This window comes from Cellulomonas sp. P4_H4 (genome assembly GCF_056400865.1).
In genome coordinates this window covers 179,018-199,258 of sequence record NZ_JBFUKL010000002.1, presented here as the reverse complement: position 1 = coordinate 199,258, position 20,241 = coordinate 179,018, and the positions used below count along the sequence as shown (strand labels likewise).

Annotated in this window: 18 protein-coding genes and 1 tRNA gene; 5 read left to right on the top strand and 14 right to left on the bottom strand. The window is 71.2% G+C overall.

Features of this window, described 5'->3' with window-relative positions; genetic code table 11:
- Nucleotides 1-29 precede the first annotated feature (29 nt).
- Both AC1DPN_RS07195 and AC1DPN_RS07190 read right to left on the bottom strand, forming a co-directional pair.
- Complete coding sequence (locus AC1DPN_RS07195) at nucleotides 30-1,046, bottom strand: LacI family DNA-binding transcriptional regulator (protein ID WP_477084052.1); 1,017 nt, start codon at nucleotides 1,044-1,046, stop codon at nucleotides 30-32.
- 4 nt (nucleotides 1,047-1,050) lie between these two features.
- Entirely contained in the window at nucleotides 1,051-2,559 is a 1,509-nt protein-coding gene (locus tag AC1DPN_RS07190) for an alpha-N-arabinofuranosidase (protein ID WP_477084051.1), read from the bottom strand.
- Between the two features lie 208 nt (nucleotides 2,560-2,767).
- Between AC1DPN_RS07190 and AC1DPN_RS07185 the strand changes: the two genes are divergently transcribed.
- From AC1DPN_RS07185 to AC1DPN_RS07170, 4 genes are all read left to right on the top strand, one after another.
- Complete coding sequence (locus tag AC1DPN_RS07185) at nucleotides 2,768-4,033, top strand: sugar ABC transporter substrate-binding protein (RefSeq protein ID WP_477084050.1); 1,266 nt, start codon at nucleotides 2,768-2,770, stop codon at nucleotides 4,031-4,033.
- Nucleotides 4,034-4,184: 151 nt separating this feature from the next.
- Entirely contained in the window at nucleotides 4,185-5,006 is an 822-nt protein-coding gene (locus AC1DPN_RS07180) for a carbohydrate ABC transporter permease (RefSeq protein ID WP_477084049.1), read from the top strand.
- Between the two features lie 2 nt (nucleotides 5,007-5,008).
- Nucleotides 5,009-5,830: a carbohydrate ABC transporter permease gene (locus AC1DPN_RS07175; RefSeq protein WP_477084048.1), complete on the top strand. Its 822-nt coding sequence runs from the start codon at nucleotides 5,009-5,011 to the stop codon at nucleotides 5,828-5,830.
- A gap of 647 nt (nucleotides 5,831-6,477) precedes the next feature.
- Nucleotides 6,478-7,125, top strand: a complete 648-nt coding sequence (locus tag AC1DPN_RS07170; protein WP_477084047.1) for a hypothetical protein — start codon at nucleotides 6,478-6,480, stop codon at nucleotides 7,123-7,125.
- 20 nt (nucleotides 7,126-7,145) lie between these two features.
- Here AC1DPN_RS07170 and AC1DPN_RS07165 read toward each other — a convergent pair whose 3' ends face one another.
- Complete coding sequence (locus AC1DPN_RS07165; RefSeq protein ID WP_477084046.1) at nucleotides 7,146-7,340, bottom strand: hypothetical protein; 195 nt, start codon at nucleotides 7,338-7,340, stop codon at nucleotides 7,146-7,148.
- Nucleotides 7,341-7,689: 349 nt separating this feature from the next.
- Here AC1DPN_RS07165 and AC1DPN_RS07160 point away from each other — a divergent pair, with 349 nt between their 5' ends.
- Nucleotides 7,690-8,505, top strand: a complete 816-nt coding sequence (locus AC1DPN_RS07160; protein ID WP_477084045.1) for an oxidoreductase — start codon at nucleotides 7,690-7,692, stop codon at nucleotides 8,503-8,505.
- 29 nt (nucleotides 8,506-8,534) lie between these two features.
- Here the strand turns inward: AC1DPN_RS07160 and AC1DPN_RS07155 are convergent, their stop codons facing one another.
- The 11 genes from AC1DPN_RS07155 to AC1DPN_RS07105 form a co-directional block, all read right to left on the bottom strand.
- Nucleotides 8,535-9,026: a glycoside hydrolase family protein gene (locus AC1DPN_RS07155; RefSeq protein ID WP_477084044.1), complete on the bottom strand. Its 492-nt coding sequence runs from the start codon at nucleotides 9,024-9,026 to the stop codon at nucleotides 8,535-8,537.
- Nucleotides 9,027-9,620: 594 nt separating this feature from the next.
- Nucleotides 9,621-9,693: transfer RNA gene (locus tag AC1DPN_RS07150), tRNA-Thr, on the bottom strand.
- A 75-nt stretch (nucleotides 9,694-9,768) separates the two neighbouring features.
- Entirely contained in the window at nucleotides 9,769-10,215 is a 447-nt protein-coding gene (locus AC1DPN_RS07145; RefSeq protein WP_477084043.1) for a hypothetical protein, read from the bottom strand.
- A gap of 43 nt (nucleotides 10,216-10,258) precedes the next feature.
- Nucleotides 10,259-11,836: an alpha/beta hydrolase gene (locus AC1DPN_RS07140; protein ID WP_477084042.1), complete on the bottom strand. Its 1,578-nt coding sequence runs from the start codon at nucleotides 11,834-11,836 to the stop codon at nucleotides 10,259-10,261.
- Between the two features lie 83 nt (nucleotides 11,837-11,919).
- Nucleotides 11,920-13,059, bottom strand: a complete 1,140-nt coding sequence (locus AC1DPN_RS07135) for a DNA polymerase III subunit delta' (RefSeq protein ID WP_477084041.1) — start codon at nucleotides 13,057-13,059, stop codon at nucleotides 11,920-11,922.
- Nucleotides 13,056-13,745, bottom strand: a complete 690-nt coding sequence (gene tmk / locus AC1DPN_RS07130; RefSeq protein WP_477084040.1) for a dTMP kinase — start codon at nucleotides 13,743-13,745, stop codon at nucleotides 13,056-13,058. The genes AC1DPN_RS07135 and tmk overlap by 4 nt, the downstream gene beginning before the upstream one ends.
- A 30-nt stretch (nucleotides 13,746-13,775) precedes the next feature.
- Nucleotides 13,776-14,780, bottom strand: a complete 1,005-nt coding sequence (locus tag AC1DPN_RS07125) for a Gfo/Idh/MocA family protein (RefSeq protein ID WP_477084039.1) — start codon at nucleotides 14,778-14,780, stop codon at nucleotides 13,776-13,778.
- Nucleotides 14,781-14,823: 43 nt separating this feature from the next.
- Nucleotides 14,824-17,577, bottom strand: coding sequence for a type I DNA topoisomerase (gene topA / locus AC1DPN_RS07120; protein WP_477084038.1), 2,754 nt, complete (start codon nucleotides 17,575-17,577; stop codon nucleotides 14,824-14,826).
- Between the two features lie 137 nt (nucleotides 17,578-17,714).
- Nucleotides 17,715-18,686, bottom strand: a complete 972-nt coding sequence (locus AC1DPN_RS07115; protein ID WP_477084037.1) for a phosphatase PAP2 family protein — start codon at nucleotides 18,684-18,686, stop codon at nucleotides 17,715-17,717.
- A gap of 65 nt (nucleotides 18,687-18,751) precedes the next feature.
- Complete coding sequence (locus AC1DPN_RS07110; protein ID WP_477084036.1) at nucleotides 18,752-19,153, bottom strand: hypothetical protein; 402 nt, start codon at nucleotides 19,151-19,153, stop codon at nucleotides 18,752-18,754.
- Between the two features lie 125 nt (nucleotides 19,154-19,278).
- A complete protein-coding gene (locus tag AC1DPN_RS07105; RefSeq protein WP_477084035.1) occupies nucleotides 19,279-20,214 on the bottom strand; it encodes an NAD(P)/FAD-dependent oxidoreductase in 936 nt (311 codons plus the stop codon).
- Nucleotides 20,215-20,241: the final 27 nt, after the last annotated feature.

The following is a 20,241-nucleotide window of genomic DNA, read 5'->3' as shown; positions in this document are numbered from 1 at the left end:
CGCCGTCACGCCACGGCGTGCCGATCCGTTCAGGCGGACCGACGCACGACCAGGGAGCACGTCGCGAAGATCTCGGTCGGCACGTCGACGCGTCCCTCGACGCGGGCCGCGAGCAGGTCGACCGCGTGCTTGGCGATCTGGTTCGTGCCGGGTTCGACGGTCGTCAGCGGCGGGACGGAGAACTCCGCCATCGGCACGTTGTCGAAGCCGATGATCGCGACATCGTCGGGGGCAGTCAGCCCCCGTGCCGCGATCGCGTGCAGCGCGCCGAAGGCCATCGTGTCGTTGAAGCAGAACACTGCGTCCGGCGGCTCGGCCAGGCCGAGCAGCCGCTCCATGCCGATGGCGCCGTCGCGCAGGTGCCAGTCCTCCGCGACCACCACGTACTCGTCGGGCACCTGGCGCCCGTGGCTGGCCAGCTCGGCGCGAAACCCGTCCAGGCGGAGCGAGGCTGCGCTGGTGGTGGCGACGCGGGGGTTGGAGCCGATGGCCGCGATGCGCTGGTAGCCCCGGTCGACGAGGTAGCGGGTCGCCAGCCTGGCCGCCTCGACGTTCGCCATCGCGACGTGGTCGACGGGTGCGTTGAAGATGCGGTCGCCGAGGATGACCAGCCGGTCGTTGCCGGTGAGGTGGCGTTCGTCGCCTGGGCCGAGGGCGTGCGGCTGGAAGATGAGCCCGTCGGAGTGCTGGCGGCTCGCCCCGCTGAGGATCGCCAGCTCGCTCTCGCGCCGGGCGCCGGTCTGCTGGATCACGACCGACCAGTCGTGCCGCTCGGCCTCGATCATGATGCGGCCCGCGAGGTCGGTGAAGTAGTCGATGCCCAGCTCGGGGATGGCCAGGGTGATCGAGCCGGTCCGTCCGGTGCGCAGGCTGCGCGCCGAGGTGTTGAGCCGGTAGCCCAGCTCGTCGACGGCCCGCAGCACCCGCTCACGCGTCTCTGCGCGCACGGACGGGTGACCCGAGAGCACGTTCGAGACCGTACGGCCCGTCACACCCGCGCGGGCCCCGACGTCCGCCATCGTGACGGTGTCGCTCCTGTGAGCCATGCGGTCACCTGCCCTCTGCCGCGCACGCGATGCGGACGGTGGCCCACGATACGGGCGGCAGACGGAGGCTGAGCGAGCCGTCTCGCACGTCCGTCGCGAGCGGTTGCGGGCAGACCGCGTCCGGGGCGTCGAGGGTGTTGGACGCGTAGGGGTCCGGCGCCCACAGCAGCTCGGCGCCCTCGACGCAGGTCGCGCGCAGGTCCGACAGGTCGAGCACGACGTCGCCGGCCGTGTCGGGAGAGAGGTTGGCGAGGTGGACGAGGGCCTCGTCGCCGGCGGGGCTGGTGGTGACGACGCACGTCACGAGCTCGCCGGACCCGGTAGTGGCGTACACCGTGTGCCCGGCGCTGCGTGCGACGGCCGCAAACGGGTGGAAGGTCGTCTGGCGCCACGCCGGTCGTCCAGGCTCGGCGCGGATGGGACCGATGACGTTGACCAGCTGGGCCATCGCCGCGATCGAGACGACGTCGCAGTGCCCGAGGATGCTCTGCAGCAAGGACCCGACGACGACGGCGTCGGCGAGCGTGTAGGTCTCCTCGAGCTGTCGCGGAGCCTCCTCGAACGGCCGGTCCTTGTCGAGCGCGTCATAGGCGGCGTAGTTCCAGACGTTCCACTCGTCGAGGCTGATCCGGACGTCGCGCTCGCTACGGGTCGCGGCTCGGACGTGGGCGATCGTCGCCGCGACGTCGTCGAGGAAGCGGTCGAGCACGTCCGACGAGCGCAGGAACGTGGCCAGGTCGCCCTGGTCGTAGAAGTAGATGTGGCACGAGAGGTAGTCCACGACGTCGATCGTCCGGGTCAGCACGTCGCGCTCCCACGTCCCGAACGTGCTCATCTGCGGGTTCGAGCTGCCGACGACGACCAGCTCGAGCGTCGGGTCGAACATCCGCATCGCCGCGGCGGTCATCGCGGCCCGCTCGGCGTAGTCGTGCACGGACCGGTGGCCCAGCTGCCACGGCCCGTCGGCCTCGTTCCCGAGGCACCACAGGCGGACGTCGTGCGGCTCGGGTGCACCGTTGCGGCGGCGCTCGTCGGACAGCGTCGTGCCGCCCGGATGGTTGGCGTACTCGAGGAGCTGCATCGCCGAGCGGGTGTCGCCCAGGCCCAGGTTGAGCGCGAGCATCGGCTCGACGCCGGCCTGCCGGCACCAGGCGACGAACTCGTCGGTGCCGAAGGAGTTGGACTCGATCGACCGCCACGCCAGGTCCAGCCTCCGCGGACGGTCCTGTCGTGGGCCTATCCCGTCGCGCCAGTCGTACCCGGAGACGAAGTTGCCCCCGGGGTAGCGCACGACGCTGACCCCGAGCTCGCGGACCAGCTCGAGCACGTCGGCGCGGAACCCCTCGGGGGTCGCGGTCAGGTCGTCCGGGGCGAACACGCCTCCGTAGACGCCACGGCCGAGGTGCTCGACGAACGACCCGAACAGTCGGGGGTCGGCCGTCCCGACGCGGTGGCCGAGGCTGAGCACCACGGGAACGGTCGGTGCGTCCCGGTCCGCGGGAGGTGTGGTCACGGGTAGCTCTCTCTCTGTCGTAATTCATCGATGAAATTAGGTCCCTGGCTACTCGCTGTCAACCGCCGAACGATTTTGGGGTCGATGCTTGACGAAAACGGTTTCTGCCGCCATTCTCGCTCCAGGACGAGTAGTTCATCGATGAAATGATGCGCACCAGCGTCCAGCACGGACACGGTCAACGGAGACAACGAGAGGCGGCTTGCTCATGAGGAACCACAGTCGATCCCGCGCGGTCCTCGCGCTCGTGGGGATCGGGCTCGCCCTGACGGCGTGCTCGTCGGGGGGAAGCGCGGATCCTGGGGCGTCGGACGGCGCGAGCAGCGCCGAGGACGTGACGCTGACGGTCTGGCACTACTACAACACCGACGGCCAGGTAGCCGGCCTGCAGAAGCTCGCCGACGCGTTCGAGGCGGACCACCCCGGCGTGACGGTCGAGTTCGAGTACGTGCCGGTCGAGCAGATGACGACCAAGGCGGTCACGGCCGCCGGCGCGAAGAAGGGCCCCGACGTGCTCGTCTTCGGCGCGTCGGGCACCTACTCGCTCGCCCAGGCCGGCGCGATCGAGCCGATGCAGAGCTGGTGGGACGAGTTCGCCGACAAGGACCAGTTCCCCGACGGCGTGATGCAGACGGTGGACGACGAGCTCTACGGGGTGCAGGGCTACGTGAACCTGCTCGGCCTCTGGTACAACCAGGATCTGCTGGACCAGCTCGGTGCCGAGGTGCCCACGACGATCTCCGAGATGGAGGACACCATGGCCAAGGCCGTGGCGGCGGGCAAGCAGGGCATCACGCTGACCGGCAAGCCCGGGCTGGAGAGCCAGTGGCAGGGATTCCCCTGGTTCACGTCCGCCGGCTTCTCCTACGGCGACCCCGAGGCGGCGCCCATGGCGCAGACGTACTCGATGCTGCAGGACTGGACCGCCAAGGGCTACCTGTCCAAGGAGGCCGCCACGTGGGACCAGGCGGTCCCGTTCCAGCAGTTCGCGGCGGGCAGCTCGGTCTTCGCGGCGAACGGCAACTGGCAGATCGGGGCGGCGGCCGAGGCCTCGTTCGACTACGGCGTCGCGCCGTTGCCCATCACGTCCGAGGGCGGGGTGCTGCTCGGCGGGGAGGTGCAGAACGTCGGCGCGTTCTCGGAGCACAAGGAGCTGGCGCAGGAGTTCCTCGAGGACTCGTTCTTCTCGGTCGACGGAGAGCTCACGCTGCTCGACTCGTTCGGGTCGATCCCGGCACGGGCCGACGCGGCCTCGTCGTCGAGGATCAGCGACGACCCGCTGCTGAGCACGTTCGTCGACATCGTGCAGAAGCAGGGTCGGCCGTCGCCGAGCCCGCAGGTGCCGTCGAAGAACGTCAATGCCGTCGAGACGTTGGTCGGGGACTACTGGAGCAAGGCCGTCGCTGGTCAGGGTGCTCCTGACGCGCTGGCCGACGAGCTCATGGACCAGCTCGTCCCGCTGCTGAAGGACTGACGGCTCGATGCAGATGCGCGCTCTCTCGAAGGAACCCTCCTCTCCTCGGGGGTTCGCGCACGGGCCCTCCTCGTCGGGACACGCCATCCCGACGAGGAGGGCGACCCGCCGGCGTGACAGTCGGCTGGCCTTCGCGCTTCCCGCAGCAGCCTTGCTGCTCGCGCTCGCGATCTGGCCCCTCGTGCAGCTCGGCGTCATGAGCCTGCACGACGTCACGGCCGCGACGCTGAACAACGACTGGGCCTTCGTCGGCCTCGACAACTTCCGCGCGGTGCTGGACGAGCCCGAGCTCGCGAGCGTCGTCGTGAACACCCTCGCGTTCGTCCTCGTGGTCACAGGCATCGGGATGCTCGGCGGGTACGTCGTCGCCGTGTCGATGTCCTCCTCGACCCGTGGCGGCTCGTTCCTGCTCGGGATGATGGTGTTCGTCTGGGCGTTGCCGCCCGTGGTCAACGGCTCGATCTGGAAGTTCCTGCTCGCGGACAAGGGCCTTCTGAACGGCGCATTCCAGGCGCTGGGCGGCTCGACGAGCATCGGCTTCCTGTACGACCGGCACCTTGCCCTCTGGTCGGTCGCCCTGGTGAACGCGTGGGCCGTCGTGCCGTTCAACGCGCTGATCCTGCGGGCCTCGCTGCTGAGCGTGGACCCGCAGGTGCTCGAGGCCGCGCAGATCGACGGCGCCGGTCCGTGGCAGCGCATCAGGTACGTGCTGACGCCCTCCGTGCGTCCGGCCGCGACCGTCCTGACGGTCCTGACGGTCGTCTACGCGTTCCGCAGCTTCGACTTCATCTACGTCATGACGGCCGGTGGGCCTGGGACGTCGTCGACGACGCTGCCCTACCTCGCCTACGTCCACGCGTTCGTCGAGCTCGACTACGGACGCGGCGCCGCCACAGCCCTGATGGCCCTGGTCGTCGTGCTCGCGCTCGCGCTCGTCTACGCCCGCGACGTGCGTCGCACCGAGGAGGGCTGACCATGACCCGGCATCGTCGCGAACCGGTCGCCTTCACCATCCGGACCCTGCTGTACCTGGTCTACGGGCTGCCGCTCCTGTGGATCGTGCTCACCTCGCTCAAGAGCCAGGGCGACGTGCTCACGTCGCAGGCCACCGTCGTGTTCCGCCCGACGCTCGACGCCTACCGGGCGGCCGTCGCGGACCCCGCGCTGGTCGACTCGCTGCGCCAGTCGGTGGTCGTCGCGGTCGGCACGACGCTCGTCTGCCTGGCGTTCGCGATCCCGGCCGCCTACGCGCTGGCGCGCGTGCGTGCTCGGCTGGTCATCCCCGCGCTCGCGGTGCTCGTCGTCCTGCAGATGGTGCCGCAGACGGCCAACCTCATCCCGTTGTTCTGGCTGCTGTCGAGCTGGGGCCTGATCGACACGACGCGCGGCCTGGTGCTCGCGGACGCGGCTCTGTTCCTGCCGTGGGCGATCCTTCTGCTGCGCCCGTTCTTCGGTGCGATCCCCGTCTCGATCGAGGAGGCGGCGCGCATCGACGGCGCGGCCGCCGTCCGCGCGTTCCGATCAGTCGCCCTGCCGCTCGCGCGCAACGGCGTGCTGACGGTCGCGTCGATCGTGTTCCTCGTCTCGTGGGGCGAGTTCCTGTACGGCATCACCTTCATGCTCTCGCCGGACAAGTACCCGCTGAGCGCTCTCATCGCCGTCCAGTCAGGCGCGTACGGCGTCGACTGGCCCGCGATGATGGCGTTCGCCGTCGTGTCGGCCGTCCCGGTGTTCCTCGTCTACGTCGCGAGCTTCAGACTCCTGCGCACCGGCTTGACGATGGGGGCGGTGAAGTGACGGAACGACGCGAGCGGACCGTTACGCCCGAGGCAGCGCCGCTCCCGTAGGTCCTGACGATGGATGCTGCGGCCGGACCGCGAGTACGCTTCCGATCGAGATGTCCGGTTCGACCCCAGCTGTCCCGACTTGCGCCGTCACCTGGTGAGGGCTCCGGCCGGTCGGCGTGCCTGATCGTCGGCGCGCGGGATCGCTGCAGTGAGGCAGGGACGCTCGGAGGCTGACCGATGGTCAGGTGGTCCAGGACGAGGCCCAGGTGCGCGGGCGCTCATTGCGCCGGTTCCGCGCTAGCACCCAGCTCGAAGAGCCGGCGGCCGTGAGCAGCGCTGCTCGAGGCCTGACCGCCTCCGACGTCGGGGGCTGGAGGCGCCGCCTCCCGACGTGGGTGCTGCGTGCCAGCACCACCACAGTGCTGTTCGCCGCGGCCCTCGGGCTCCTGTCCAGTCAGGGTGACGACACGCACCTGCCGCCCGGCGTCCCGCCCACCGCCCTGTCGAACGTGGTGTTCGCGACCGTGCAGGGTGTGGCCGTCGGCGCGCTGCTCGCATCAGTGTTCGCTCCACGCCCTGGCGCTGTGGACGGGTGCCGTGGCGTGCGCGCTGCTTGCAGTCGAGCCGCTCGACCCGAGGCAGTCGGCGACGTGATGGATGTCGTGTACGACCCCAGCTCCGGGTTCCCGCACCGAGATCGTCCGGACGCAGGACGATCATGCGGATGCTCTCGAGGCCGGGCCGGGGTTCTGGTCGGGCGCTGAGTCACTGATCCGCACGGCGATGCGCCGCACCGGGCGGATCGGTCCGTGGCTCGCGGTGCCCGTCATCGGGTTCGCCGCCTACCAGTCCGTGTCCGTGGACGCCGGGGACGACCCGGTCGGGACCGTGCTCCTGGCGCTGGGTATCGGCATCTTCGGGTACTTCTGGGCCGACGCCGGAGCGCCACGGATGCGCATCGGCAGCACGGCGTTGTTCGTGCGCGGCATCATCGTCTCAGAACGCATCCCGCTGCCCATGGTGCACGGGGTTGCCGCGAACGAGGGTGCGTTGATCTTCCGGACCCGGCCGGCGGGCGCCGACGCCGAACAGGACGCGGGACATGCGTACTCGATGGTGTACGGGCTGGAGTTCGCTCCGCTGACTGCGGGCAACCCTTCCCCGGCCGAGGTCGTCGACCTGATCGGACAGGCGCAGGCGTCCGCGCCTGATGGTGGGGCTGTGGGGCACCGGCTGGCCTGGCCGGCGCTCATCGCCATCTTGTGGGACGCCGCCGCGGTCGCCGGTCTGTGGCTCGCTCGCTGAAGGCTGGACGAGCCACCGTGTCACTCCGGCAGCAGCACCCGGACCTGGTCCCGGACGTCCTGCACGACGTCCTCGACCGGGCTGGTGGCGTTGATCGTCGCGACCATGCTGAGGAACATGATGGCGGAGACGATGTGCGCTCGCGCAGCGGCGTCCCTCGCGGTGATGCGGCCGTCCCGCTGGAGCACGGCGGCGATCGCCTCCTCTGTCTGCACGGTCAGCTCGAGGGCGTCACGGTGGTGGGGTTCGGCAGGGTCGCCGAAGACGATCTCCCGCAGGTAGGTCCGCCCGTTGGCGGACGATCGCCATCACGGCGTCGAGTGCCGCGCGCGGAGCCGGGCTCGCGTGGCGATACTTCCGAGCGACTTCACAATTGAGTGACCTCAGAGTTCCTTTCGGGGGGTCCGAGCGGAACGCGGCGCACCATGCCGATCGAGCGGCGCCGCACGAAGCCCTGGAATAGAACGTGACCGACCTCAGTTCTGAGTACAGTCATAGTCCAGGGAAGATCAGTTGGCTTTCCACCCCATGCCGATACGGCATCGAGAACCTCAGGAGCCCGCAATGACAGCAGCCCGGCAGGTCGCGCTCGTCACAGGCGCGTCCTCAGGTATCGGAAAGGCGTCGGCGATCGCACTCGCCACCGCGGGCTTCGAGGTGATCGGAACCAGCCGCGACACCGCGCGACTCACCGCACCCGCCGGGGTGACCTACCTCGACCTCGACGTGACCGACGACGAATCGGTCGCCTCGGTGGTCCAGCAGGTGATCGACCAGTTCGGGCGCATCGACGTCCTGGTCAACAACGCCGGCGTCGGCACCACCGGCGCCGCCGAGGAGTTCTCGATCGCCGAGACGCAGGGCGTCTTCGACATCAACGTCTACGGCGTCATGCGGATGACCAAGGCGGTCCTGCCGCACATGCGTGCTCAACGGCGCGGGCGCATCATCAACGTCTCTTCCCTCAGTGGGTTCGTCGCGAGCCCGTTCATGGCCCTCTACGTCGCGACCAAGCACGCGGTCGAGGGCTACTCCGGGTCGCTGGACCACGAGGTCCGCGACTACGGCGTCCGGGTCCTGCTGGTCGAGCCCGGCCCGATCAACACCCCGTTCGGGGCACACAGCGTGCAGGCCGACACGCCACTGCCGCTCTACGAGGCGGGGCGGCGCAACTACGAAGCGGTTCTGGCGAAGAACACGAGCAGCGGCGACGCCCCTGCCGTCGTGGCCAAGGTGATCGTCGCGGCGGCCACCGATCGGAACCCGAGACTGCGGCGCACGGCCGGCTCGACGGCCGCGAGCGTCAACGCCCTGCACCGCGTCCTTCCAGCTCGGGTCTTCGACCGCATCATCCGCCGATTCAACCGGATGCCGAGCTGACGGCGCAGGGCGTTGAGGCTCGCTCTGCCCTAGACCGCTGACGCCTGGCGAGCCGGGGTGAGCTCGCAGGTCAGTGCGTCGCCGATCCACGTCACGGGGATCGGATCGCAGAGCCCGCCCACGAAGTCTCCCGACTCGTCGCGGTTGACGAAGGCGAGCAGGTTCCACGCGCCGGACCGGTCCTGGACAAGACGACCTGCGTACAGCGAGCTGTCCGTCAGGCGTGTGGCACGGCTGATGTCGAACGGGCCGGCGAGGTCGTCGACAGGCAGGCTCCAGATGCCACCGTCCGGGTCGGTCTCCCGCCGCTCGTCGGCGAGCTCTCCGTCGAGGCAGCTGAACAGCAGCACGCCACGTCCCTCGACCTGGACCACCTGCAGGACCTCGAGCTGTCCGAACCCGTTCCCCGGATCGCTCAACGGCGGCCCCACCTGCCATGTCAGCAGGTCGCTCGAGGTGGCGTGACCGACGACGCCGCGCTCGCGCAGCTCGCCGTGGCGCGCTCGTGCAGTGACGAGCATGTGCCAGCCGGCGCCGTGCGAGTCGGGGAAGACCCAGGGGTCTCTCCAGGTCTCGTTGTCCCACGCCGAGTCGCCGAACAGCTCGTAGTGGGCGCCGTCGGCCCCGGTTGCTGACGGAGAGACCGTCCCTGGTGGTCTGCCGAGTCGACCGCAGCCTGAGCGGATCGCGCTGCCGTCACGGCTTGGGCCTATTCGGCTGTCGCTGTGTCGACGGCAGCGGAGACAGCCGCTACTCGAGCCCGGAGTTCGCTGACCTTGTCGACCAGGCGACCCATCGCGCACGACCACGTAGTCACAGGATCGATGGCAAACGGTTGAAAGGCCTGTGACTGGCGTGGTTTTGTGGGCTAGGTTCGTACATGACGGGTCCAACGCATGGGCTGCTGCAGGTCCGTCCTCTGGGGCGCGTCGAAGCCGGAAGCCACTCGACGCGCCCCAGTGGTGTCGTCGAACGAGCGACCTGTGGGTTCGGGCGGCGAGAGAAAACGCGATCGGGACACAGCTACAGACATGGCGGCACTCGGCCAGATTCTCGATCTCATGACGAAGGCCCCGTTCCTGCTGGTGTGCAGGTGACGGGGCCTTTCTTGTCTGAGCCGCCTAAGAGAATCGAACTCTTGACCTTCTCATTACGAGTGAGACGCTCTGCCGACTGAGCTAAGGCGGCGTCGACGCGGTCCGCAGGACCACGGCGAGCGCGCTCACTGTACCCGCAGGACCCCGGCCGCTCCAAAGCGAGCCGTCATCGTCGCCGTCCGGGCAGGACTGCGACGGCTGCCGCACCGATCGCGACGGCGTCCTCCAGCAACGCGGCCTGCCAGTCGGGCATCCGGCCGACCGCCCACCGGCGCCACGCCGCCCCGACGTAGGCGCCGCTGAGCCCGGCGACCGCGCCGGCGATCGCGGGCGCGAAGGGTCGCGCTCCATACCGGCCGGCCAGGAGTGAGGCGCCGATCGCGCCCGCCCCGGCGCGCACGGCGCCTCCCCCGTGATCGAGCCGGCTCGGGGCTGACGGGAGCTTGTCGCCCACCAGCTCGCCGACGATGGCGGAGACGGCGCCGACGCGGACGAGAGCGGGTCTGCGGCTCGTCGCCGTGACGGCACCGGGTCCGAGGGACGAGCGCGCGCCCGCGGCCCAGCCGAGCAGGACGGAGCGTGCGACGAGTCCGCGACGGGGGTTGGCTGCCATCGGGCCACCGTCACCCGAGCGTGCCCGGACGGCAACTCGACAGTCAGCAGCGCGTCCCGGCGGCCGGGGCGTCGCCGCCCAGCAGGTAGGTGTCGACGGCGTCGGCGATGCAGTCGTTGGACGAGCCGTAGGCCGTGTGGCCCTCGCCCTCGTAGGTCAGCAGCACGGCGGAGTCGAGCAGGTCCGCGAGCTGCTCGGCCCACTGGTACGGCGTGGCCGGGTCATTCGTGGTCCCGACGACGACGATCGGCGGCGCCCCGGCGGCGGTGTAGTCGGGCAGCTCGGCGGCGGCGGGGACCGGCCACTTCGCGCAGATGGTGTCGCCGTACCCGAAGAACGAGCCGACCGTCGGCGCGACCTCCTCGATCTGCGCCGCCTCGTCGCGCATGACGTCGAAGTCCGGCTCGGGGTCGCGAGGGGTGTCCACGCAGTTGATCGCGTTGAAGGCGACGGTCCCGTTGGTCGAGTAGGTGCCGTCGGCCTCGCGGTCGGAGTAGATGTCTGCGAGCTGGAGCAGGACCGAGCCGTCGCCCTTGCGGATCGCGGCGTCGAGCCCCTGCGTCAGGTAGGTCCACGACTGCTGCGAGTAGAGCGGCAGCGCGATCCCGTAGAAGGCGAGCGAGCTGGTCAGCTCGCGGTCGGTGTTGGTCGGCAGCGGGTTCACGCGTGCCCGGTCCAGCAGACGACGGACCTGGTGCAGCCCGTCCTCGACGGAGCCGGTCAGCGGGCAGTCGCTGCCGGCCTGGCAGTCCGCGACGTAGGCGCGCAGAGCGCCCTCGAAGCCGGCGGCCTGGCCCTTCGACGCATCGAACGAGGACAACGTCGGGGGCAGCGCGCCGTCGAGGACCATGCGCCCGACCGTCGTCGGGAAGAGTGCCGCGTACGTGGCGCCCAGCTCGGTGCCGTACGAGAAGCCGAGGTAGTGGAGCTCGTCGTCACCGAGGGCCGAGCGCAGGATGTCGAGGTCGCGGGCCGCGCTGACGGTGTCGACGTGCCCGAGCACGGGGCCGGTGTTCTCGAGGCACGCCTGACCGAGGTCGCCGTAGACGTCGATGACGTGCTGGATGCCCGCGTCCGTCGAGTAGTCCGGGTCGAACGCGAGGAGCTCGTCCAGCTGGGCGTCGTCGACGCACGTCACCGGGGTCGAGCGCTGCACGCCGCGGGGGTCGAACGAGACGAGGTCGTACTTCTTCTGCACGTCCTCGCTGACCATGCCCTTGGCCTGGTCGAGGAAGTCGATGCCCGACGCCCCGGGACCGCCCGGGTTCAGCAGGAGCGAGCCCAGCGTGTCGTCGCCGGAAGCCTTCGAGCGGGCCAGGGCGATGTCGATCGAGTCACCGGAGGGGTCCGCATAGTCGAGCGGGACCTGCGCGGTGGCGCACTCGCCGGCGTCGCACGACGACCACTCGAGCTGCTGGTCGTAGTAGGTGGCCAGCGGACCGGTCGACGTCGTCGAGTCCGCGCGGGGGGTCTCGACGGTCGCCTGGTTCTTCGGTGCGGCGCAGCCCACGAGGACGAGTGCGAGCCCGACCAGCGAGGCGACGAGGGCGACCGGGCGGCGTCGCCGACGGTCGCTCGCGTCGCGTCCGGGCGCGGCGGGGTGATCGGTCGACGGCAGCATGCCCACACGGTAGCCGCCGAGACTGGCAGGTCCGTGGGAGTCTCGGGGAGATTGCTGGGAGTTCTCTGAGCCGACGCCGCGGTTCATCCTTGCGGCCGCAGCGCGACCGCCATCGCCTCGACCGCGAGGAGCGGCGCGACGTTGCCCGCGAGCCGCGTGCGCGCCTGCCCGACGGCGTCCATCCGGCGCAGCGTCTGCTCCGCCGTGCTCGACTCCGAGAGCGCGCGTACAGCGGGCTCGTGCTCGACGTTCACCAGCTCGACGTCGGAGCCGAGCTGGACCACGAGCACGTCGCGGTAGAGCGAGAGGAGGTCGACCATCGCGCGGTCGAGCACGTCGCGCTGCGCCCGGGTCGCGCGGCGCTTCTGGTCCTCCTCGAGCTGCTTGACCTGGGTGCGCAGCGACGGCGGGAGCGTCGCAGCACCCTCGGCTCCCATCGACCGCAGGAGCTCGGCACGCTCGCTCGCGTCGCGCTCCTCGGTCGCGGCCTTCGCGTCGGCCTGGGCCGTCTCGACGAGCTCACCGGCTGCCAGCACCGCGTCGCCCACGCCACGGATCTTCGCGGCGATGCCGAGCACCGCGGACCTGCGGGTACGGGCCTGCGGGTCGCGTGCGAGCCGTCTCGCGATGCCGACGTGGCTCTGGGCGGCGCGGGCGGCGACCTGGGCGACGTCGGGGTCGATGCCGTCACGAGACACCAGCAACGAGGCGACCGCGTCGACCGGCGGGACGCGCAGCGCCACGCTGCGGCAGCGCGACCGGATGGTCACCAGGACGTCCTCCTGGCTCGGCGCGCACAGCAGCCAGACGGTGCGACCTGCGGGTTCCTCGATGGCCTTGAGGAGCGCGTTGCCGCTCGTGTCGTTCAGGCGGTCCGCGTCCTCGATGATGATCACGCGGTGACGCCCCTGTGCCGGGCTGCGCTGCGCGAGCTCGACCAGCGGGCGAGCGGTCTCGGCCCGGATGAAGACGCCCTCGGTCGCGACGACCGTCACGTCCGGGTGCAGACCGCGCAGGGTCGTCGTGCAGTCGTGGCAGACGCCGCAGCCGCCGGTCTCGCACTGCAGCGCGGCCGCGAACGCGCGAGCAGCGTTCGACCGCCCCGACCCGGGCGGGCCGGTGATCAGCCACGCGTGCGTCATCGCCGACGGGTCCGAGATCGCGGTGCGCAGCACCTCGACCGCGGGCTCCTGCCCGACGACGTCGTCCCAGACGCTGGTCACGCGGCGTCCGTGCCCGTGCCGGCACCCACGAGCGCAGACACCCGCTCGCGGACCGCCTGCGCCAGCTCGTCCATCGGCCGGGTCGCGTCGAGCACGAGCCAGCGGCCGGGCTCGACCTCCGCGCGCCCGAGGAACGCCGCCCGGGTCCTGCGGTGGAACTCGTCACCGGCCCGCTCGAGGCGGTCCGGCTCCCCCGTCAGCCGCGCGCGACCGGCGACCGGGTCGAGGTCGAGCAGGACAGTCAGAGCGGGCAGCAGACCGTCGACGGCCCACAGGGAGAGACGCTCGACCTCGTCGGCCCCCAGGTCCCGTCCGCTGCCCTGGTAGGCGACCGACGAGTCGAGGTACCGGTCGGTGACGACGACGGCCCCGCGCGCGAGGGCGGGCCGGACCACGGTCGCCACGTGGTGCGCGCGGTCGGTCGCGTAGAGCAGGGCCTCGGTGCGGGCGTCGACGTGGTCGCCGTGCAGCACGGCGTTGCGCAGCTCGACGCCGAGCTCGGTGCCACCGGGCTCGCGCGTCAGGACGACCTCACGGCCGAGCCCGCGCAGCCAGTCGCCGAGCAGGCGAGCCTGCGTCGACTTCCCGGCGCCGTCACCACCCTCGAACGACACGAACAACCCGTGCGGGCTGGCGGACGACGAGGGCTCGGTCACGTGCGCCAGGGTAGCCGCCACCGCGGACATCGACGTGCGCCCGGAACCGTGACGCGTCGCTCACTCGCCCGGGTAGACGACCCCGACCTGCGCGCGGATGGAGTCCATCGTCCGCATGACCTCGAGCGTGTTCTGCCAGGTCATGCGGGGGCTCTCGACGTCGCCGGCCGCGACGCGTCGGGCCACCTCGGCGGCCTCGAACTGCAGGCCCTTCTGGCCGGGCTTGTCGAAGGTCCAGACGCGACCGTCGAGGCGCTGCACGCGGAACGACGTCGTGCCGTAGAAGTCGCCGGCGACGCTGATGCGGCCCTCGGTGCCGGAGATCTCGGCGGTCGTCGGGGACTTCGCCCAGAGCGTCGTCATGAGCGTCGCCTGCGTCCGTGCGCCGTAGGTCATCGCGATCGAGATCTGACCGTCGACGCCGGTCTCCGTCAGCTGGCCGACGGCCTGGATCGCGTCCGGGACGCCCAGGAAGTCGTGCGCGAACGACACCGGGTAGACGCCGAGGTCGAGCAGGGCGCCGCCCGCGAGGTTCGGGTCGAACAGGCGGCTCTTCGGGTCGAACGTGAAGTACTGGCCGTGGTCGGCGGAGATGTTGACGATGTCGCCGATCTCGCCGGCGTCGACCACCTGGTGGAGCGCGTCGACGTGCGGCAGGAACCGCGTCCACATCGCCTCCATGACGAACACGCCCGCCTCGCGGGCGGCCGCGAAGATCTGCTCGGCCTCGGCGGCGTTGCGCGTGAACGCCTTCTCGACCAGGACGTGCTTGCCGGCCGAGATCGCCAGCAGCGCGTGCTCGAGGTGCTCCGAGTGCGGGGTCGCGACGTAGACCGCGTCGACCCGGTCGTCGTCGACGAGCCCCCGGTACCCGACGTGCACCGTCGGGATGCCGTGCGCGGTCGCGAAACGGGAGGCGCGGTCGTGGTTCCGCGAGCCCACGGCGACGAGCTGGGCGCGGGTGTGGGCGTTCACCGCAGAGGCGAACACGGCGGCGATGCCGCCGGCGCCGAGGATGCCCCAGCGGATCGGCGGAGCGGTACGGGGGTCCTCGGTGCGTGCCATGGCGCAAACCTAACGCGTCGGTCGACCCCGGACGACGGCGGGGCTACTTCTTGGTCGCGGCCTTCTTCGCCGGAGCCTTCGCCCGTGTGGTCGTCGCCTTGCGGGCGGGGGCCTTCTTCTTGGCGGGCGCCGACGCACGCTTCTCGACGAGCAGCTCGATGGCCTGCTCGCGCGTGATCGACTCGGGCGTCAGGTCGCGCGGCAGGGTCCGGTTGGTGACCCCGTCGGTGACGTAGGCGCCGAACCGGCCCTCCTTGACCACGATCGGCTTCTCGGACGTCGGGTCGTCGCCGAGCTCGCGCAGCGGCGGGGCCGAGGTCGCGCCGCGGCCGCGCTTCGGCTGCGCGTAGATGGCGAGCGCCTCGTCGAGCGTCGTCGTGAAGAGCGCCTCCTCGGAGGCGAGCGTCCGCGAGTCCGTGCCCTTCTTCAGGTACGGGCCGTAGCGGCCGTTCTGTGCGGTGATCTCGGTCCCTGTCTCCGGGTCCGTGCCCACCAGGCGCGGCAGCGAGAGCAGCATCAGGGCGTCGTCCAGCGTCACGGACTGCAGCGACATCGACTTGAACAGCGACCCCGTGCGCGGCTTCGGCGCGGCCGCCAGAGCGCGCTTCTGCGCGGCCTGCGACAGGGACGTGTCGATCTCCGGGTCGGGCAGGACCTCGGTGACGTACGGGCCGTAACGGCCGTTGCGCGCCACGATCTGCGTGCCGGCGACGGGATCTGTGCCGAGCACCTGGTCGCCCTCGGGCTGCGTCTCCAGGAGCTCGCGCGCCTTCTCGACCGTCAGCTCGTCGGGCGCAAGCTCCTCGGGCACCGACGCGCGACGCGGGTTGCCGTCCTCACCGGGCTCGGCGGCGGCGTCCTCGAGATAGGGCCCGTAGCGGCCGACGCGGAGCACGATGCCCTCGCCGATCGGGATCGAGTTGACCTCACGGGCGTCGATCTCACCCAGGTTCGCGACGAGGTCGCGCAGACCCTCGCCCTCCTCGTTGCCCGAGCCGTCGCCGAAGTAGAACCGCGACAGCCATGCCACCCGGTCCTTGTCCCCCGCCGCGATCGCGTCGAGGTCCAGCTCCATCTCGGCCGTGAAGTCGTAGTCGACCAGCCAGTCGAAGTTCTCCTCGAGCAGCCGGGTCACCGCGAACGCGAGCCACGACGGCACGAGGGCCTGTCCGCGGCCGGTCACGTAGCCGCGGTCCTGGATCACGGAGATGGTCGCGGCATACGTCGACGGACGGCCGATGCCGCGCTCCTCGAGGGCCTTGACGAGCGAGGCCTCGGTGTAGCGCGGGGGCGGCGAGGTGCGGTGACCGTCGGCGGTCAGCTCGGAGGCCGACAGCGGGTCGCCCTCGGCCATCTTGGGCAGCCGGGCGTCGCCCTTCTCGGCGTCCGCGGTCGACGAGTCGGTGTCGTACCGGGAGACGTCGCGACCCTCCTCGTACGCCGCCAGGAAGCCGCGGAACGTGATGACCGTCCCCGAGGCGGAGAACAGGACCTCGGTGCCGTCGGAGGCCCTGGCGCCGAGGCGGACGGACGCGGTCTGCCCGCGGGCGTCGGCCATCTGCGAGGCGACCGTGCGCTTCCAGATCAGCTCGTACAGGCGGAACTGGTCGCCCGAGAGCTCTTTGGCCACCTGGGCCGGCGTGCGGAAGTGGTCACCGGCGGGCCTGATGGCCTCGTGGGCCTCCTGCGCGCCCTTGGCCTTGCTCGTGTACACGCGGGGCGCGTCGGGGATGAACTCGGGGCCGTACAGCTCCGACGCCTGGCGACGAGCGGCGTCGATCGCCTGCGTGCTGAGCGACGAGGAGTCCGTACGCATATAGGTGATGTAGCCGTTCTCGTACAGGCCCTGCGCGGTGCGCATCGTCTGCCGGGAGGCCATCCGCAGCTTGCGCGAGGCCTCCTGCTGCAGCGTCGACGTCGTGAACGGCGCGGCGGGCTTGCGCGTGTACGGCTTGGTCTCCAGCGAGGCCACGGAGAACTCGGAGGACGCGAGGTTGGCGACGAGGGCCGTCGCGACCGCCTCGTCGACGTGCACGACGTCGGACGACTTCAGGGTGCCGTTGTCGGCGAAGTCACGACCCGAGGCGACTCGTCGGCCGTTGACCGACGACAGTCGCGCGGGGAAGGACGGCTCGGCCTCGTCGGCCGCTGTGCCTCCTACGGCGAATGTCCCCGTGATGTCCCAGTAGTCGGCGGCGACGAACGCCATCCGCTCACGCTCGCGCTCGACCACGAGCCTCGTCGCGACGGACTGCACGCGTCCGGCCGACAGTCCCTGGCGGACCTTGCGCCACAGCACCGGGCTGACCTCGTAGCCGTACAGCCGGTCGAGGATGCGGCGGGTCTCCTGGGCGTCGACGAGCCGGTCGTCGAGCTCGCGCGTGTTGGCCAGCGCCCGCTGGATCGCCTCGGGGGTGATCTCGTGGAACACCATGCGCTTGACCGGGACCTTGGGCTTGAGCTCCTGCAGCAGGTGCCAGGCGATGGCCTCGCCCTCGCGGTCCTCATCGGTAGCCAGGAAGAGCTCGTCCGAGTCCTTCAGCAGCTTCTTGAGCTCGCTGACCTTCTTCTTCTTGTCGGCGTCCACCACGTAGTACGGAGCGAAGCCGTTGTCGACGTCGACGGCGAACTTCCCGAACGGACCCTTCTTCATGTCCGCGGGCAGCTCCGAGGGCTGCGGGAGGTCCCGGATGTGCCCGACGCTCGCCTCGACGTCGTACCCGTCGCCCAGGTACCCCGCGATCGTGCGCGCCTTGGCAGGCGACTCCACGATGACGAGCTTGCGCCCTGCAGACATACGTCCGGCCTTCCTCAGACTGCGCGGGGTCGGCCGACACCGCGCTGGTGCACCGCTGCGGACTCTACGTCGTTCCGTCAAGCCGCTGGGAATCGGGTCGGCGGGTGGAAACCGCTACCTGCCGGTAACTGCGCAGATCAGCCGGACGTTCCGGAACCGGCAGGACGAGCGGCCGCCGCCTGCCTCAGGACCAGCATGATCGCGAACGCCAGGCACGACGCCATCAGGGCCCCGGCGGCCCCTCCGAGGTACGCCGTGACCTGCTCCGCACGCGCGGAGAGGTCGTCGACGTTGTTCCACGTGTGCGACAGCGCGACCGCCGCGCAACCTGCCGCGGCCACACCCGTGATGACGAGGATCGAGACCACCAACCGCATCGTCGCGGGCGTCGGGTCCCGGTCAGCCCCTGTGCTCGCTGGTACCCGCAGCGCACCGGTCGTCGTCGGGACGCGCGCCGGCGTGAGCGCGACCAGGGCGCAGGCGATCGCGGTCCACGCGAGCACCACGAGCACCGCCGCGACGACGTCCGAGGGCCGGTGCCACTGACCGATGAGGGTCGAGATGCCCGTCGCCGTCGTGTAGCCGGCACCGAGCACGGCCGCCCACGGACGCGCCCGCGGGGGCACGACGAGCAGGAGGGCGGCCGACACCGACGCGGCCGCGGTCGTGTGGCCGCTCGGCAGCGTGTTGCCGTAGCTGGCCTCGACGCCGAGGTCGGGACGGACGAACACCTCGTACTTCAGCAGCCGGGTGGTGAGGTTGGCACCGATCATCAGTACGGCCACCTGCACCGCGAGCGACCAGCGGCGACGCACGGCGGCGATGAGCATGGCGGCGATCAGGACGAGCGCGATGAACCCGACCGAGACGACGTCGAGAACCCGTTCGGCCACCCGCCACAGCTGCGTCTGCCCGTACCGCGCACCCTGGAACGCCGCGTTCTCGACCTCTTGCCCGGCCAGGGTGTCGACGAACACCCGCCACAGCAGCCAGACGCCCACGAACGACGCCAGGGCGACCAGCAGCGCGAGCACCACGACGCCGGTCCGACGGTCGCCGACGCCCGGGGCCGGGCGCGCCGATGCGCGCAGGACAGGGGCGTCGCTCACCGGACAACGGTAGGTCACCCCGGCCGGGCGGTCGGCCCCCGTGGTCGGGCTGACGGGCGGTGCGGTCAGCGCGGGACGCCCGCAGGGGCCGGCTCGGCCGGCCCGACCACGACCGCGTGCGTGCACGTGCCCAGCTGCGCCCGGACCTCGTCGTCGGCGTTGATGCAGAGCAGGCAACCGCCGTGCCGCTCGAGCTCGACCGCGGCCTCGTCGATCGCGTCGGCGGCGTGGTGGCTGCGCAGCGTCACCGCCGCGAGGTCGAGCACGACCATCGACGCCGACCCAGACAGCGCGTCGAGGAGCGCGCGCAGGCGGCCCACGTCCCCGCGCCCGAACGACCCGGCCGGGCGCACGCTGGCCGTGAGCCACGGCTGCGGCAGCTCGGTCGCGTCGTCGTGCCGTCCCAGCGACGGGCGCTGACGCGGTGCGAGGTCCAGGTCGAGCTCTGCTGCGGTCATGGTGCTCATCGCGTGCCTCCCGGCTGCGTGGTCGAGCGGGTGGTGGTCCACGGGCTCGGGAACCACAACACCGGCCTGGGCTGTGGGGAACCTGGACGTGGGCGGCTCTTGACCTGTGAGTGGCACGTGACGGGTCACGTCGTCCCCGCGACCGCCCGGCGCACGTCCTCGTCGACGAGGTCGGCGTTGATCATCGCCCCGGCCCGCGTGCCCGCCGCCATCGATGCGCCCACCTGGGCGAACAGGTCGGTGACGTTGCCCGCGACCCAGACTCCCGGCACGTTCGTCGTGCCCATCTCCCCTGCCGCCGCGTACGTCCCGGCCGCACCGTCGAGCACCTCGACGTCCAGCCCGAGCCCCTCGAGGCCGACCGTCCGCGCCGTGAACCTCGGGGCGACGACGAGCGCGTCACGCGGCGTCACCGTCGCCCCGACCCGGATCCCGACGAGCCGGTCGCCGTCGGCGACCACCTCGTCGACGGTCCCCTCCACGACACGGACTCCTCGCGCGTGCAGCGTCGCAGACTGCGCGTCGTCGAAGGGGTCGGCGGTGTGCCGGAAGACGACGACGTCGTCGGACAGCTGCCGGAAGAGCATCGCCTGGTGCAGTGCGCGGGCCGACGTCGCCAGGATGCCGATCGCCTGGTCGCGCACCTCCCAGCCGTGGCAGTACGGGCAGTGCAGGACGTCGCGGCCCCAGCGCGCGTGCAGCCCGGGGACGTCGGGCAGCTCGTCGACCAGGCCCGTCGCGATCAGCAACCGGCGAGCGCGCACCACGCGCCCGTCGTCCGTGGTCACGACGAACCCGTCCTCGTCGCGACGTGCGTCCACGACCCGCTCCGAGACGACCGCACCGCCGTACGCCGCCAGCTCCTCGCGGCCGCGGGCCAGCAGCTCCGCCGGGGGCACGCCCTCCTGACCGAGCAGCCCGTGCACGCCGGCGGCAGGCGCGTTGCGCGGCTCGCCCGCGTCGACCACCAGCACCGACCGTCGGGACCGGGCCAGCATCACCGCCCCGCTCAGGCCGGCAGCGCCGCCGCCGATCACCACCACGTCCTGTTGTTCGCTCATGCCCCCACCGTGGGCGCCGTGGTGCCG

Bases quoted from the DNA above. Each gene is read 5' to 3' on its own strand.
- AC1DPN_RS07195 (WP_477084052.1), bottom strand. From the start codon at position 1,046: ATGGCTCACAGGAGCGACACCGTCACGATGGCGGACGTCGGGGCCCGC.
- AC1DPN_RS07185 (WP_477084050.1), top strand. From the start codon at position 2,768: ATGAGGAACCACAGTCGATCCCGCGCGGTCCTCGCGCTCGTGGGGATC.
- AC1DPN_RS07175 (WP_477084048.1), top strand. From the start codon at position 5,009: ATGACCCGGCATCGTCGCGAACCGGTCGCCTTCACCATCCGGACCCTG.
- AC1DPN_RS07170 (WP_477084047.1), top strand. From the start codon at position 6,478: ATGTCGTGTACGACCCCAGCTCCGGGTTCCCGCACCGAGATCGTCCGG.
- AC1DPN_RS07160 (WP_477084045.1), top strand. From the start codon at position 7,690: ATGACAGCAGCCCGGCAGGTCGCGCTCGTCACAGGCGCGTCCTCAGGT.
- AC1DPN_RS07155 (WP_477084044.1), bottom strand. From the start codon at position 9,026: ATGCTCGTCACTGCACGAGCGCGCCACGGCGAGCTGCGCGAGCGCGGC.
- AC1DPN_RS07145 (WP_477084043.1), bottom strand. From the start codon at position 10,215: ATGGCAGCCAACCCCCGTCGCGGACTCGTCGCACGCTCCGTCCTGCTC.
- AC1DPN_RS07140 (WP_477084042.1), bottom strand. From the start codon at position 11,836: ATGCTGCCGTCGACCGATCACCCCGCCGCGCCCGGACGCGACGCGAGC.
- tmk (WP_477084040.1), bottom strand. From the start codon at position 13,745: ATGTCCGCGGTGGCGGCTACCCTGGCGCACGTGACCGAGCCCTCGTCG.
- AC1DPN_RS07125 (WP_477084039.1), bottom strand. From the start codon at position 14,780: ATGGCACGCACCGAGGACCCCCGTACCGCTCCGCCGATCCGCTGGGGC.
- topA (WP_477084038.1), bottom strand. From the start codon at position 17,577: ATGTCTGCAGGGCGCAAGCTCGTCATCGTGGAGTCGCCTGCCAAGGCG.
- AC1DPN_RS07110 (WP_477084036.1), bottom strand. From the start codon at position 19,153: ATGAGCACCATGACCGCAGCAGAGCTCGACCTGGACCTCGCACCGCGT.
- AC1DPN_RS07105 (WP_477084035.1), bottom strand. From the start codon at position 20,214: ATGAGCGAACAACAGGACGTGGTGGTGATCGGCGGCGGCGCTGCCGGC.